Annotated in this window: 13 protein-coding genes; 5 read left to right on the top strand and 8 right to left on the bottom strand. The window is 44.0% G+C overall.

The features are described 5' to 3' along the window. The first annotated feature begins 139 nt into the window (after window positions 1–139). The 4 genes from ppk1 (at window position 140) to FW774_RS09795 (ending at window position 6,798) form a co-directional block, all read left to right on the top strand. Window positions 140–2,203, top strand: a complete 2,064-nt coding sequence (gene ppk1, locus FW774_RS09810; RefSeq protein ID WP_149348005.1) for a polyphosphate kinase 1 — start codon at window positions 140–142, stop codon at window positions 2,201–2,203. Continuing rightward, a complete protein-coding gene (locus FW774_RS09805; RefSeq protein WP_149348004.1) occupies window positions 2,200–3,096 on the top strand; it encodes an exopolyphosphatase in 897 nt (298 codons plus the stop codon). Before ppk1 ends, FW774_RS09805 begins: the two co-directional genes overlap by 4 nt. A gap of 408 nt (window positions 3,097–3,504) precedes the next feature. Beyond that, window positions 3,505–5,826, top strand: coding sequence for a TonB-dependent receptor (locus FW774_RS09800; protein ID WP_149348003.1), 2,322 nt, complete (start codon window positions 3,505–3,507; stop codon window positions 5,824–5,826). A 174-nt stretch (window positions 5,827–6,000) separates the two neighbouring features. After that, the gene (locus FW774_RS09795; RefSeq protein WP_187774868.1) at window positions 6,001–6,798 is read left to right on the top strand and encodes a DUF4249 domain-containing protein; all 798 of its coding nucleotides are present in this window, start codon (window positions 6,001–6,003) and stop codon (window positions 6,796–6,798) included. Window positions 6,799–6,972: 174 nt separating this feature from the next. Here the strand turns inward: FW774_RS09795 and pabB are convergent, their stop codons facing one another. The 8 genes from pabB to FW774_RS09755 form a co-directional block, all read right to left on the bottom strand. After that, complete coding sequence (gene pabB, locus FW774_RS09790) at window positions 6,973–8,256, bottom strand: aminodeoxychorismate synthase component I (RefSeq protein ID WP_149348001.1); 1,284 nt, start codon at window positions 8,254–8,256, stop codon at window positions 6,973–6,975. A 74-nt stretch (window positions 8,257–8,330) separates the two neighbouring features. Beyond that, entirely contained in the window at window positions 8,331–9,605 is a 1,275-nt protein-coding gene (locus FW774_RS09785) for an adenylosuccinate synthase (protein WP_149348000.1), read from the bottom strand. Next, a complete protein-coding gene (locus FW774_RS09780) occupies window positions 9,606–10,181 on the bottom strand; it encodes a nucleotidyl transferase AbiEii/AbiGii toxin family protein (RefSeq protein WP_187774867.1) in 576 nt (191 codons plus the stop codon). Between the two features lie 14 nt (window positions 10,182–10,195). Further along, a complete protein-coding gene (locus tag FW774_RS09775) occupies window positions 10,196–10,495 on the bottom strand; it encodes a DUF6922 domain-containing protein (RefSeq protein ID WP_149347998.1) in 300 nt (99 codons plus the stop codon). A 3-nt stretch (window positions 10,496–10,498) separates the two neighbouring features. Continuing rightward, on the bottom strand, window positions 10,499–10,972 hold the full coding sequence (locus FW774_RS09770; RefSeq protein ID WP_149347997.1) for a Fur family transcriptional regulator: 474 nt from the start codon (window positions 10,970–10,972) through the stop codon (window positions 10,499–10,501). Window positions 10,973–11,028: 56 nt separating this feature from the next. Continuing rightward, the gene (locus FW774_RS09765; protein ID WP_242457787.1) at window positions 11,029–11,988 is read right to left on the bottom strand and encodes a sterol desaturase family protein; all 960 of its coding nucleotides are present in this window, start codon (window positions 11,986–11,988) and stop codon (window positions 11,029–11,031) included. Between the two features lie 2 nt (window positions 11,989–11,990). Next, on the bottom strand, window positions 11,991–13,061 hold the full coding sequence (gene aroB, locus FW774_RS09760) for a 3-dehydroquinate synthase (RefSeq protein ID WP_149347996.1): 1,071 nt from the start codon (window positions 13,059–13,061) through the stop codon (window positions 11,991–11,993). Next, a complete protein-coding gene (locus FW774_RS09755; protein ID WP_149347995.1) occupies window positions 13,062–13,268 on the bottom strand; it encodes an RNA-binding S4 domain-containing protein in 207 nt (68 codons plus the stop codon). It abuts the gene before it with no gap. 58 nt (window positions 13,269–13,326) lie between these two features. On the opposite strand from FW774_RS09755, the gene FW774_RS09750 reads away from it, so the two are divergent. Next, window positions 13,327–14,529, top strand: coding sequence for a proline dehydrogenase family protein (locus tag FW774_RS09750; RefSeq protein WP_149347994.1), 1,203 nt, complete (start codon window positions 13,327–13,329; stop codon window positions 14,527–14,529). Window position 14,530 lies beyond the last annotated feature (1 nt).

Here is a 14,530-nt window from a genome sequence, read left to right as displayed (position 1 = left end):
TAAGGGCGGTGAGACACCCTCATTCTGAATTACCATATATGAAATTTAAACATGCTCTTAACAATTAATTGATAATATATTAACAAAATAATGTTCAGTTTTGTGATTCCGTTGGTTATATTGGAATTGCCTTTTATACATGTCTAAACACAAAATACCGCTTACAAACCGCGAGATCAGTTGGCTATATTTTAACGACCGGGTGTTGCAGGAAGCTGCCGACGAAACAGTGCCCCTGATTGAGCGGATACGGTTTTTAGCTATATTTTCTTCCAACCTCGACGAGTTTTACCGGGTGCGTGTAGCCACCCTAAACCGGCTTACCAATGTAAACAGCCAGGTTAAGGAAGTATTGGGTTATAATCCTAAAAAAATCCTTGGCGAAATAAAGAACATTGTAGTTAAACAGGAACGCAAATTTGATCACCTGTACGAAGATGTTATCATCAAAGAGCTGGCCAAGGAGCGGATATTCATTATTAACGAAAACCAGCTCAATGTATCGCGTGGACAATACGTAAGGCAGTATTTCTTACAAAAGGTATTATCTAACCTGGTTCCTGTAATGCTTGATGATGACAAGCCGCTGCCCGAGCTGAAAGACCGTGCTATTTATTTCCTGGTAAAATTAACACACAATAACCACAAGCAAAAAGTACGGTACAGTCTCATTGAAATTCCGCTGGACAACATGAGCCGTTTTTTGGTGCTACCCGAAACCAATAACCTGAAATTCATTATCCTGCTGGATGATATTATCCGGTATTGCCTGGAAGATATTTACTTTATTTTTGAGCACAATACCGTTGAAGCCTATTCCATACAGCTTACGCGGGATGCGGAGCTGGATTTAGATACCAACGTGAGCGAAAAATTCATTGATGCGCTCACCAAAAGCCTGCAAAAGCGAAAAAAAGGAAAGCCCATGCGCCTGCTGTACGATAATGGCATGCCACTGGATATGCTGACCTACCTGGTAGCCAAGCTCGATCTGGACGCCGATGCGCTGATTCCCGGTAACAGGTATCATAATTTTAAAGATTTTATTGATTTTCCTAACGTAGGTTCGCCGGAGCTGGAATATCCCAAATTACCCCCTTTGCGTGTTAAAGGGCTTACAGTCAATAAAAGCATCCTGTCCCAGATTGCCACCCGCGATTTTTTGATCAACCTGCCGTATCAGTCGTTCGATTATATCATCCACTTTTTACGCGAAGCAGCCATTGACCCTAAAGTTACCGAGATAAACATGACATTGTACCGCCTGGCGGAAAACTCCAAGGTGATCAATGCGCTTATCAATGCGGCCCGCAACGGAAAAAAAGTAACCTGTTTTTTAGAGCTTAAAGCCCGTTTTGATGAGCAAGCCAATATTTTCTGGACAAACCGGCTGGAAGAAGAGGGCGTTATGGTTAATTACGGCTTGCTTGATTATAAGGTTCATTCCAAATTATGCCTGGTAACACGCCGCGAAAAGGGAAAAGCCGTACATTACGCCAACCTGGCAACCGGTAATTACAATGAAAAAACAGCCCAGCTTTACTGCGATCACAGCTTATTTACTTCCAACAAAAAAATAACCAGCGAAGTAAAAACCTTCTTTAATAGTTTAAATAAAAAAACATTTCATCATCATTATCAGCATCTTATAGTTTCTCCGTTAGAAACCCGCACTAAACTAACGGCGCTGATCGATGCCGAGATCAACAACGCGTTAGCCGGCAAAAAAGCCTGGATGATCTTAAAAATGAACAGCCTTTCGGACGAGGCTATGATCACAAAATTGTACGAAGCCAGTAACGCCGGTGTTAAGCTCCAACTCATTGTACGCGGAATGTGCTGCCTTATTCCCGGTTTGCCCGGGTATAGCACCAATATTGAGGTAATAAGCATTGTAGATAAATACCTGGAGCACGCCCGTGTGTGGATATTCGGCAATGAAGGCGATGAAAAGATCTATCTTTCTTCGGCCGATCTAATGACCCGCAACCTGGATAAACGCGTAGAAGTAGGCTTCCCGGTACTGGATAAAGAAGTGGCCCGGGAGATCAGGGATATCATCAGCATACAGCTAAAGGATAATACCAAGGCCCGCGAAATAACACGATCGAACAATAATCCGTACAAAAAGCAGGGCAAAATAAAGTACCGGGCGCAGGATGATATTTATACTTATTTAAAAACTAAAAATCAGCAACCGTGAGATACGCAGCAATTGATATAGGCTCTAACGCCATCCGTATGCTAATAACCGAAGTTAACCAGACCGGGAAAAACATTACGTCTAAAAAAAACAGCCTGATACGTGTTCCGTTGCGCCTGGGCGACGACGCCTTTTTAGACAAAAAAATATCCCCCAAAAAAGCAACCGACCTGCTTAAAACCATGAGCGCATTCCGTAACCTGATGGATGTATATAAAGTTTCAGATTATATGGCATGTGCTACATCAGCTATGCGTGAGGCAGTTAACGGAAATGATATCGTGGCAGAAATTAAAGACAAAGCCCATATAAACCTCGAGATCATATCCGGTCAACGCGAAGCCAGCATTATTTACGCCAGCAATATCAACGAGCAGATAGACCCGGCAAAAAACTATTTATACATTGACGTGGGTGGCGGGAGCACCGAATTATCCTTTTTCTCGGCCGGCAAGCCGCAGGTATCGCAATCGTTCAACATCGGTACCATACGTATGTTAGACAACCAGGACAAAGAAGAAACCTGGCAGGAAATGAAAGAATGGATCAAAACCCACAGCAAAACATTTAAAAACCTGTACGGTATCGGTACGGGCGGCAACATCAACAAAATATTCCGCATGTCGGAAGAAAAGGACGGCACAGCTCTTTCTTTAGCCAAACTGAGATCCATTGCTGTTTATCTCAACTCCTTTTCACTAAAAGATCGCATTACTGTATTAGGCCTCAGCCAGGATCGTGCTGATGTGATCATACCTGCCTGCGAGATTTACCAGAACGTAATGAAGTGGGGAGGGGTTAAAAGCATTTACGTACCACGTGTCGGGCTTGTCGACGGTATTATACAACTGCTTATAGACAAAAACCTGGCTAAAAACACTCATGTAAGCTGATACAGGAATAATTATTTATAACTAACTTGTCCGATTGCTGGTGGATGGTATTACGGAGTTCCTGTTTGCGCTCGTTTGCAAAACGAGTGCATCAATCTCCGGCGTTTGTAACGCCGGAAATAGCTGCCTTTGATTGTCTTAAGCAACATTGCGGCGTTGCAAACGCCGTTTTCTGGCATCCCGATTGCAAATCGGGACGAGCCTGCGCCTTAACCCGAACTCACGTTAATTTTAGCTATTTATCAATCGAACTCATTCGAAAAATCCCCACAGCGTAAAAATACTATGACCCGGTAACAATATCCGCAAGTCTTTGTAAGTTTATAGCGTATATCATTAGTGCCGGAAATTTTTCTGATGAGTTTTTTACCCGTTGCTGTTACGCTTCCTGTTTTTACCAGACTACGTATGATAAGGTTTGCCCTGTGCTTCTTTTGCCTGTTATATACACAATACAGTCTGTCTCAAACACGGTATACCGTCAGCGGAACAGTTAAAGATGCCGCAACGGGCGAGACATTGATTGGCGCATCTGTTAAAATTAAGGAACTGCAAACCGGCACATCGACCAATGCTTACGGCTTTTTTTCTTTGTCGGCCCCTGCCGGGAAATACGAGCTGGTAACCAGTTACCTGGGATATACAACCCAATCCGTTACGATAGTTCTGGTTAAAGACCTGCGACAAAATATAGAATTAACCGCCGGGGGAAATGAATTGCAGGAAGTAACCGTGAGCGCTGCATCATCAGGTAATGAAAATGTATCGGGTGTGCAAATGGGTGTAGAGAAGCTCAACATGAGTACCATTAACAGTGTGCCTGTGGTGATGGGCGAGAAAGATATCGTCAAAACCATTCAGCTATTGCCCGGCGTAAAAACTTTTGGCGAGGCCAATACCGGCTTTTATGTACGCGGAGGCGGGGCAGACCAGAACTTAATATTGCTTGATGAGGCTACGGTTTACAATGCATCGCACCTGTTCGGCTTTTTTTCAACCTTTAATTCGGATGCCATTAAAGATGCCAGCTTATATAAAGGCGGTATGCCCGCCCAGTTTGGCGGAAGGCTCTCGTCGGTGCTGGATATCAAAATGAACGACGGTAATAACAAGCAATTCGGGGTGGAAGGCGGTATTGGCCTCATTGCTTCGCGGATAAAGGTAGAAGGGCCCGTGGTAAAGAACAAAGGCTCATTTATGGTCAGCGCCCGACGTACGTATGCCGATATGTTCCTGGGCTTGTCCGCAGATACCACTGTGCGTGGAGCATCACTGTATTTTTATGATATCAATGCCAAGCTGAATTACCAGTTCAACGAAAAAAATACCGTGTACCTTTCCGGATATTTCGGTCGCGATGTGCTGGGGCTAAGAAGGTTGTTTTCAACCGATTGGGGCAATGTAACCGGCACGTTCAGGTGGAATCATCTGTTCAGCAACAGATTGTTTCTTAATTCGTCGGTGATATATACCAATTATAACTATGTGGTAGAAAGCCTCAGCAACAGTAACGATTTCAGGTCGACCTCTACCATCCGGGATGTTAATCTTAAGGAAGATTTTCAGTATTTTATCAACAACAGGCACAGCCTGCGTTTTGGTTTAAATGCCATTCATCATACTATCCTTCCGGGAAGTATCAGCACCTCGCAAACGTCGAGCTTTAATTCCAAAACCATCGAATCCCGTTATGGGATGGAAAATGCCCTGTACATTTCGGACGATTGGCATATAAGCAGTAAGCTGAATGTGATGTACGGTTTGCGGGCAAGCTGGTTTGCCTTGCTGGGGCCAGGTACGTTCAATACCTATAATGAGGATGGAGACGTTCAATCTGCTAAACATTACGGTGGAGGCCGCACTGTAGCTAATTATGTCAGCCTGGAGCCCCGTCTATCGGCAGCGTACACTTTTAACGATCGAAATTCCATCAAGGCATCGTATAACCGGAATACGCAGAATATCCATTTACTTTCCAATTCAACCACCGGTTCGCCGATGGATGCCTACATTATGAGCAGCAATAACGTAAAACCCGAAATTGCCGATCAGCTTGCTTTGGGTTACTACAGGAATTTCAGAGACAATGTGTTTGAGTTCTCTGCCGAAGTGTATTATAAATGGCTGCAAAACCAGATCGATTATCGCGATGGGGCGCAGCTCATTGCCAATGAGAATGTGGAATCACAATTGTTATATGGCCTTGGCCGGGCATACGGGCTGGAATTATTCCTGAAAAAGAAATACGGCAATTTTAACGGATGGCTGGGCTATACCTTATCGCGTACGGAGCGAAAGTTTGATGCCATAAGCAACGGTAACTATTTCCCGGCCCGTCAGGACAGGCTGCATGATATTACTGCTGTAGGCATCTATAAATTAAATAATCGCTGGACGTTTTCGGGAACATTTGTATATGGTACGGGCAATGCGGTAACTTTTCCGGCAGGGAAATACCAGGTTGCCGGGATGACCACATTTTATTATACCGAACGCAACGGCTACCGGATGCCGGCCAGCCACCGGCTTGACCTGGGAGCCACGCTTGAAGGCAAACCGGGCAAAAAGTTCCGCTCAAGCTGGACATTCAGCGTATACAATGTTTACAGCCATAAAAATCCGTATACCATTACATTCCAGGATAAGGAAAACGATCCTACGCGTACCGAGGCCGTGCAGACCAGCTTGTTTGGGGCAGTACCTTCGGTTAGCTGGAATTTTAAATTTTGAGGTATGATAAGGGGAGTATCCAAAAAAATCGTTACTGCTTGTGAAGCAAGCCTTTATGAGTTAAAAGCGTTCACGCAAAGAGCATTAAGACGCTTCGCCTCGGCGCAGAGAACGCAAAGAACCTTGTTTTGCACTCTTTGTATGATAAAACGGAAATTTGTCCTGCATCCTGTAATGAAGGTCAGAGCTGTTTTTGGAGTTATTATGTTAAGCATATTGGGCATATCCTGTCAGAAAGTAATAGATATCAAGGTGAACGATGCAGCCAGTCAGTTGGTGGTAGAAGCTACGGTAACCAACACCGGCGAAGCAAAAACCGTGAAGCTAAGCCGCTCCGTACCCTTTAACCAAACCAGCCAGTTTCCCACAGTTTCGGGCGCCGTGGTTACCGTTACTGCCGGCAATGGTCATACTTATCCCTTCATAGAAACAGAGCCGGGTACGTATATTTCCAATACTTTTACAGGAAATCCGGGTAGCAGTTATTCATTAAAAATCGCTGTGGATAACCAGGTGTACCAGGCCGTTTCGGTAATGCCCAAACAGGTTGGAATAGATTCGCTGGGAGTTGAGGAATTAAGCTTTGCATCGAATACCCGAAAGTCCATTTTTGTTTACTATCATGATCCGGAAGAGGAGAGTAACCAGTACCGTTTTGTGGTTGCTATCAACAACCGGCTGGTGAAAGAGCTGTTTACCGATGATGATAAACTAACCAATGGACGTGAAGTAAAAAAGTCGTTGTTTTTTGATGACGACGATATTAAGCTGAAATCAGGCGATAAAGTTCAGGTGGAAATGCAGTGTATCGATAAAAATGTGTACACTTATTTTTACAGCCTGAGTCAGCAGCAACCTAAAGGCCCAACCGGATCGGCAACGCCGTATAATCCGCCGTCAAACATTACCAACAATGCCTTAGGATATTTCAGCGCCTATACCGTGAGCCGGCAAACCGTAACCGTGAAGTGAAGGTTTTTTAGGTTTTAAGTTGTACGTTATACGTTTTTACGTGCTGATGGCTAATAGCTATTAGTACATTAGCCGTTAATCATTGCTTTAAAAGCTTTAAGCTTTTGCCTCCTATAGAAATATAATGTTGCCCTGTGGGTTTTACGTATTTAGAGGCAAACGGGTTAACTTTTTCTAAAATAAGGAATTATTTAACGCTTCCATAATCGCCTGAGCTTTTAACAGGCATTCTTGGTATTCTTTTTCGGCTACCGAAGCGGCGGTAATGGCGCTGCCTACCTGGAAAGATAAATAAGCCGTATCAGCATTGTACAGCAGGGTGCGTATGATCACGTTAAAATCAAAATCCCCGGCAGGGGAAACATAACCCAGGGCGCCAGAAAATACGCCACGTTTACTGCGCTCAAATTTTTCGATAAGCTGCATCGCCCTGATTTTAGGAGCGCCGGTCATGGAACCCATAGGAAAAGTGGCTTTAATGATATCGCTAAAAGAGGTTTCCGGGGAGATGGTGCAGGCCACTGTAGAGATCATCTGGTGTACCTGTTTGAAGCTGTATATACCGAAAAGCTCTTCAACGGTTACGGTGCCAGGCTCAGCGCAACGGGTCAGATCATTACGTACCAGGTCTACAATCATCACATTCTCTGCCTGTTCTTTAGCATCGTGACGTAGCTGTTCTTTGATAGCTTCATCCTCGGCTGCTGTGGCTCCGCGTTTAGCCGTTCCTTTAATAGGTTGCGATATGAGCTTGTTGTTACGTTTACTCAGGAAGCGTTCCGGGCTGGCCGATATAATATATTGCGATCCATTTTTAAAAAAGGTTGCAAATGGAGTAGGCGACAGCGAATTTAACCGCAAAAACAATTGCACAGGATCTATTGTGGTTTTATCGGCGTAAAATTCCTGGCAGAAGTTTACCTCGTAAATATCACCACGGTGAATATGCTCCTGCAACTGTTTAACGGTTTCCAGGTATTCGGCTTTGCTAAAACGGCTGCTGATCTTACCTGTAAAACCTGCATTTCCCGGTGAAATAGCTTGTGTGCTAATCTTCTCAAATACATTCCGGGCATCCGGGGAAATAATGCTCACCTGCCGGTTCTTGATCTGGATAAGATGCCTGGGTTCGAAAAAGAAAGCCAAAGGAAAATTCAGGTAATCTTTGTTTGCCGAGTGTAGATCCTCAATCTCATTTTTCAGATCGTAAGTCAAAAAACCGAACTTATAGGTGTTATTCTGAGAAAGATAAGTGTCGAGACAGTGCAGCGGTTTATTGGCCGAAAATACATACGTTGATACGCTTCCGGCAGTGATCAGTACATCAAATGCGGAATAAGGATCGGTGTAGTGATTGGAATCTAAATAACAGCATTGATCGAACCCGGAGGCCCAAATCAAAGCCTGCCGGCAGAACTGTGGAATATCAGCTACATGAAAAACCTGCTCTTGTGCCATAAGGCATATTATCAGACTGTTTTTTAGTAAGTTAAAACCTCACAGGTTTTCAAAACCTGTGAGGTTTCAGTGTATTACCTCAAAACCAAGGTTTGTACCCGGTCTGGCCCTACAGAAAGGTATTTAACCGGCACGCCAAGCGCAGTTTCCAAATAGCTTACATAGGATTTTAGCTTGGCAGGAATCTCATCTGGCGATTTAATGCCTGTCAGATCTTCGTTCCAGCCTTCTATTTCTTCGTAAACAGGCTCCGGTTTTACCGAGCAAATGTCATAAGGCATGTAATCAATAAGCTCACCATTGTGATTATAATGCGTACAGGCATATATCTTATCAAAACCGCTTAGTACGTCGGCTTTGGTCATTACCAATTCGGTAACACCGTTTAGCATAATTGCGTAACGCAGAGCAGGTAGATCAATCCAGCCGCAGCGACGCGGACGACCGGTTGTTGCGCCAAATTCGTGACCTACGCGACGAAGTTCCTCGCCGGTTTCATCGTGCAGCTCGGTAGGAAAGGGGCCGCCGCCAACACGGGTACAGTAAGCTTTAAAGATACCAATTACCTCTCCAATGGCGCTTGGAGCAATGCCCAAGCCGGTGCATGCCCCGGCTGTTGTGGTGTTTGATGAGGTGACAAATGGGTAAGAACCGAAATCTACATCGAGCATGGTTCCTTGTGCACCTTCAGCCAGTACGGTTTTACCAGCTTTCAGGTATGAATTTACAAAATGCTCGCTGTCAACCTGCGGAATGGTTTTCAGGTAATCAATAGCTTCGAAAAGCTGCTGTTCTTTCTCGCTGAAATCAGGTACTTCGCCATAATGCGATAAAATGGAAAGATGTTTGGACACCAGCTTATCATAGCGTTCTTTAAAATCAGGAAGCATGGTATCGCCGACACGTAAGCCATTGCGGCCGGTTTTGTCCATATAGGTTGGCCCGATGCCTTTCAACGTTGAACCTATTTTGCCATCGCCCATTTTACTTTCGGATGCGGCATCCAGTAATTGGTGAGTAGGTAATATCAGGTGCGCCTTACGGGCAATAACCAGCTTTTGAGCAGCAACCGGGTCAAAGCCGCTTTTTTTCAGCGTTTCTAATTCCCGTTTTAAAATGATAGGATCTATTACCACACCATTGCCGATCAGGTTCATGGTTTTGGTGTTGAATATTCCTGATGGAATGGTGTTTAATACATATTTCTGACCATCAAATTCAAGCGTATGCCCGGCGTTTGGCCCGCCCTGAAAACGGGCAATTAAATCATATTCCGGACTTAAAACATCGACAATTTTTCCTTTTCCTTCATCGCCCCACTGGAGGCCTAATAGTACGTCAACAGCCATTTAGTTTTTGGTATTTTGTTTATAGTAATCGTTAAATGCTTTTTTTATAATGTTTTTCACCTGTTCCCAGGATATCTTCTCAATAATTTCCGGATCTGCATCATCTTCAGCATCGTCGAAGTAAACAATAGATCGCATCACTGCAAAAGTATCATCATAGGGATATCTTGCCTGATAGAAATTCAGAAGTTCTCCAAGCTCATAAAGTTGCAGTAATTTTGCCACATCCCAGAAATCTTTTTTGGCCCCTCTTCCTTTAATTGTATTAAGCTTTAGTGCAATAATGTCTTTTATATTCGCAAAAGGAATAGTGTTTATGTAATCAACAGGGTGAATAAAAGGATCTTTCACACAAACAAAATCTACTTTTACATTTTTTATAATGCATTGAAAAATAGACCTGCTCCTGTTTTCGAGCGAGGAATATTCCGGAAAATTACTATCTAACAGATTTATCAGTTCGTCTTTTTCAAAAGGAATATCTGTGAACAGATCAATATCTATAGATTTACGATGTCCTAACAGCAACGATAGTGCGGTTCCACCAACCAGTCTGAAGTTTGATAATTCAGGCATGGATGTCAGTTTTTTTAGAAGTTCCAGTGTTGACGGTTCAACTGTTTCTTCTCGTAACATTTAAAATCGTTAGGATTTACATCAAACAAGGTACAGCAAAAATTGATGCTGATATCAGAAAGCCAGCCTGCATTGAGGGCCAGCTCTTTGGTTTTTTTAAAGCCATAGAAGTTCAGGATATTTAAAAAATCCTGGTGAGTTCCCCGGTCAATCACCTTTTCTACCACAAAACGGGCATTCTTTTCGTAGTCTATTTTTTCCATATCTACGTCCCAGAAAGCCTGTTTGCTTAATATCGGTTTACGGATGGCCATAGCTTAATTTTTTGAAAATGATTCGCAATAACCATTTTTCAGCTTTGCACAGTTGCCGTAGAGATTTAATGAGTGATGTTTGATGTCGAATTTCAGCAGATCGCCCATCATGGATTGGATCTGGCCAACCCGGGGATCGCAAAATTCTACCACTTTACCGCAGTCAATGCAAATGATGTGGTCGTGTTGCTTGTAACCATACGATTTTTCAAACTGCGCCATGTTCTTACCAAACTGATGTTTGGTAACCAGGTCGCACGAAACCAGTAATTCGAGCGTGTTGTATACAGTAGCCCGGCTTACACGATATTTCTTGTTTTTCATGTGGATATACAGTGATTCCACATCGAAATGATCCGAGCGGGAATAAATCTCTTCAAGTATAGCGAAGCGTTCGGGTGTTTTCCGAAGGTTTTTGTTTTCAAGGTAGGCCTCGAAAATCTTTTTCACCATAGCAATGGTTTCTTGTCCAGCCATATCCGGTAATAACTAAGGCTCAAAGTTATTCAAAAATACCAAAACGTAAAACTCTTTTAGGCCATATCTTCAACTAAAGTATCCTTCTTTCTGACAGAAGCATCGCTAATATGCTGAATGGTCGTTTGGTTTTGTGCCGATTCCTGTGCTTTTAGCTCACGTTGTAATACTTTTGCGGTTTGAGTAGAGCCATCGTGACTCCAGCCGGGCGGATTGATAACATACCTGATTTTATCGGCAAGCGTCGGCGCTTTCTTTATATCGTGCCAGAGCGCAATAAATTCGTGGAAGATAATATCGGCAGGCCCCGGATTTTCCAGCGGTTTGGTTAAGCCGTATTTTACCTTATCGTCATCAGTTTCCTCCTGAAACGTATTAAATATCCTGTCCCAGAGAATCAGTATCATACCCATGTTACGGTCTAAATACCGCACATTGCTGGCATGGTGCACCCGGTGATGTGATGGCGTTACAAAGATATATTCGATAACAGGATGCAGCTTCTTTACGGTTTGGGTGTGTACCAGGTTGCCGTAAATCTGTGTGGCCAGGTAGCAAAACATAATATCGATGGCATTGAAACCCATCAGCGCAAGCGGAACATAAAATAGCATCCGGTACAATGGCTCAAAAACCGTTGACCGGAAACCTGTAGTCAGGTTAAAATGCTCTGAGGAGTGGTGGGTAACATGTATAGCCCAGAAAAAACGGGAATAATGCCCTAACGTGTGTAATGCCCAGTACAGGAAATCCTGCGCAAGCACCAATACCAGCCAATACCAAAATACGTTCTCAATTTCGAAGAGCCGGAACCGGTAAAAAAAATCGAGCACAAAGAATGTGAGTGTTTTGGTTGCCAGGTTAACCACAAAAGCGGCCGACATGAGGTAAAGGTTGGTCCAGGTATCTCGTTTATTATAATATTTCCGGTCGTGATAGTAGCTGAAGAACATTTCGGCTAACGTAAGCAGCGCTACTAATCCGAAAAGTATGCCAATAGTTAAATTCCGTTCCAATTTTAGTTATTGTTTAACAAATTCCTGTAAAAGTCTAAGCTCTCAAAAATCTGTTCTTCGGTGGGGTAGATGTTATAATCACATTTCCCGATGGTATTTAACAGGGCGAAACCGATCTTACCGTTGCTGTTTTTCTTATCGTTTTGCATAAAATCGAGCAGCTCGGCGTAATCGTTCTGCGTAAACCTGTAATCAGGAAATATGCTGCGAATATACGCAGTTATCTCGTCGAGATTTTGCCGGCTCAAATTATTACAGCGATGTGATATATAGCTTTCGCAGATCATACCGATGGCGATGGCCTCACCATGCAGCAGCGGCTGGCGGTTTCCGGTAAGCGAAAAGCTCTCAATGGCATGGCCGATGGTATGTCCGAAATTCAGGATTTTCCGTAATCCTTTCTCATAAGGATCGGTAGTAACCACTTCATTTTTTATTTCTACCGAACGGTAAATCTGTGCTGTGGTAATTTGCTGTGGCGAGATGGTTTTCAGCTCGTTGAAATAGGCTTCATCAAAGATAAGGCCATGCTTAATAACTTCGGCGAAGCCGGAAACCAGTTGCTTCTCATCCAGCGTTTTTAAAAATTTAGAGGAAATAAAAACACCCTTCGGCTGGGTAAACGTGCCGATGATATTTTTTACTTTGCCCAGATCGATGCCCGTTTTGCCGCCTACAGAAGCGTCAACCTGCGATAGCAGGGTAGTGGGAACCTGCACAAAATCGATACCGCGTTTATAGGTTGCCGCCGCAAAACTTCCCATATCGGTTACCACGCCGCCGCCCACGTTAATGAGCAGGCTGTTACGGTCGGCGCCAAAATCAAGCAGCATATTCCATATCCCGATACAGAAATCAATATTCTTGTTCTCTTCGCCTTCATCCACCTCGATCAGGTCGTATTCTTTCAGCGTATCTAACTGCTCAATAACATAAGGAAGACATTTATCCATCGTGATACGATCGGCCAGGAAAAAGATCTTTGAATAATTGCCTTGAGCGATGAAGGTTTTCAGATCATCAAGCTGCTCATTGAAATAAACGGAATATGAATTACTGATTATAGATTGCATTTACTGAATGTGTATAGTGTTGCCGTCAAACTCTACGGTATCGCCGCGTTTTACTTTCAGTCGCTTGCGATAATCAACGTGGCCGTTGTATTTTACCAGTCCTTCTGCAACCACCAGCTGTGCCTGACCGCCGGTTTCAACCAGGTTAACGGCTTTGAGCAGTTGGATTAAAGGAATGTAATCTCTTTCGAGCTTGAACGAAATCATGGCGCAAACTTACGAAATGTAAGCCGATGTTACCGGTGTAATTTTTTAACTTTGTATCATGCCAGCACAACCCGGTGGAAATGTTTCCCAACAGTCAGCCTTATCCTTCAATAATACACAGATCGCTTTCCAGGATAAATCCGTAAAGGAGCTAAAAACTTCGTACCGGATATTTAAGATCATCAGTAATCCGTTTTTGTCCCGTACGGGGCAGAAATTGGTGAAATGGGCCGTTAGGGTAGGATTGCCGGTGACATCGGTTATAAGATCTACTGTTTTCAAGCAATTTTGCGGCGGTGAGGATATTGCCGGCTGCGAACCTGCCATAGCCCGTTTGGCGAACGGAGGTGTGGGAACCATCCTGGATTACTCGGTAGAGGGAAGCCAGGACGAGCAATCGTTTAGTCGTACTGCCGATGAAATTATACGGATCATTAAGCGGGCGCAGCATGATGAGCGCATACCCCTGGCTGTATTTAAGATTTCAGGCATCGGGCGGTTTGAATTATTGAAAAAGGTAAGCGCCGGTGAATCGCTTACGGCAGCAGAACGGGCCGAATGGACAAAGCTCAACGGCCGGGTAAGCATGATCTGTGCTGCTGCCGAACATGCCGGCGTTCCGGTAATGATCGATGCCGAAGAAAGCTGGATCCAGCCTGCCATTGATAAGCTGGCAACAGAGATGATGAAGCGCTTTAACCGCGATAAGGCCGTGGTATACAATACCTATCAGCTCTATTTGCGGCACAAGGAAGAATCGCTTAAAGCGGATATTGAAACTGCCAGGCATAGTGGATATATATTGGGAGCAAAGCTGGTGCGGGGAGCATATATGGAAAAAGAACGGGCCCGTGCAACAGAATTGGGGTATCCATCGCCGGTTTACCCGGATAAAGACGATACTGACAATGCTTACAACAAAAGTCTGCAATATTGTATTGAAAACCTGCAGCAGGTTGCACTGGTTGCAGGCACGCATAATGAGGAAAACTGTATGCTGTTAACCCGCCTGATGGATCTGCAGCGTATCAATAAACAGCATCCTCATGTATATTTCGCACAATTGCTGGGTATGGCCGATCACATCAGCTTTAACCTGGCCCATGCGGGATATCGTGTAGCTAAATATATGCCTTATGGCCCGGTAAAGGCTGTTTTGCCATACCTGTTCAGGCGGGCGGAAGAAAATACATCGGTTACCGGCCACGCCAAACGGGAGCTCAGTTTGCTTTCAGCAGAATTAAAGCGCCGGAAACACTGAT

It is taken from the genome of Pedobacter sp. BS3 (assembly GCF_008274585.1).
In the GTDB taxonomy this organism is placed as follows: Bacteria; Bacteroidota; Bacteroidia; order Sphingobacteriales; family Sphingobacteriaceae; genus Hufsiella_A.
This window is presented reverse-complemented; position numbering and strand designations above follow the sequence as displayed.

Coding starts and splice junctions, on each gene's coding strand:
- ppk1 (WP_149348005.1), top strand. CDS start 140: ATGTCTAAACACAAAATACCGCTTACAAACCGCGAGATCAGTTGGCTA.
- FW774_RS09800 (WP_149348003.1), top strand. CDS start 3,505: ATGATAAGGTTTGCCCTGTGCTTCTTTTGCCTGTTATATACACAATAC.
- FW774_RS09795 (WP_187774868.1), top strand. CDS start 6,001: ATGAAGGTCAGAGCTGTTTTTGGAGTTATTATGTTAAGCATATTGGGC.
- pabB (WP_149348001.1), bottom strand. CDS start 8,256: ATGGCACAAGAGCAGGTTTTTCATGTAGCTGATATTCCACAGTTCTGC.
- FW774_RS09785 (WP_149348000.1), bottom strand. CDS start 9,605: ATGGCTGTTGACGTACTATTAGGCCTCCAGTGGGGCGATGAAGGAAAA.
- FW774_RS09780 (WP_187774867.1), bottom strand. CDS start 10,181: ATGCCTGAATTATCAAACTTCAGACTGGTTGGTGGAACCGCACTATCG.
- FW774_RS09775 (WP_149347998.1), bottom strand. CDS start 10,495: ATGGCCATCCGTAAACCGATATTAAGCAAACAGGCTTTCTGGGACGTA.
- FW774_RS09770 (WP_149347997.1), bottom strand. CDS start 10,972: ATGGCTGGACAAGAAACCATTGCTATGGTGAAAAAGATTTTCGAGGCC.
- aroB (WP_149347996.1), bottom strand. CDS start 13,061: ATGCAATCTATAATCAGTAATTCATATTCCGTTTATTTCAATGAGCAG.
- FW774_RS09755 (WP_149347995.1), bottom strand. CDS start 13,268: ATGATTTCGTTCAAGCTCGAAAGAGATTACATTCCTTTAATCCAACTG.
- FW774_RS09750 (WP_149347994.1), top strand. CDS start 13,327: ATGCCAGCACAACCCGGTGGAAATGTTTCCCAACAGTCAGCCTTATCC.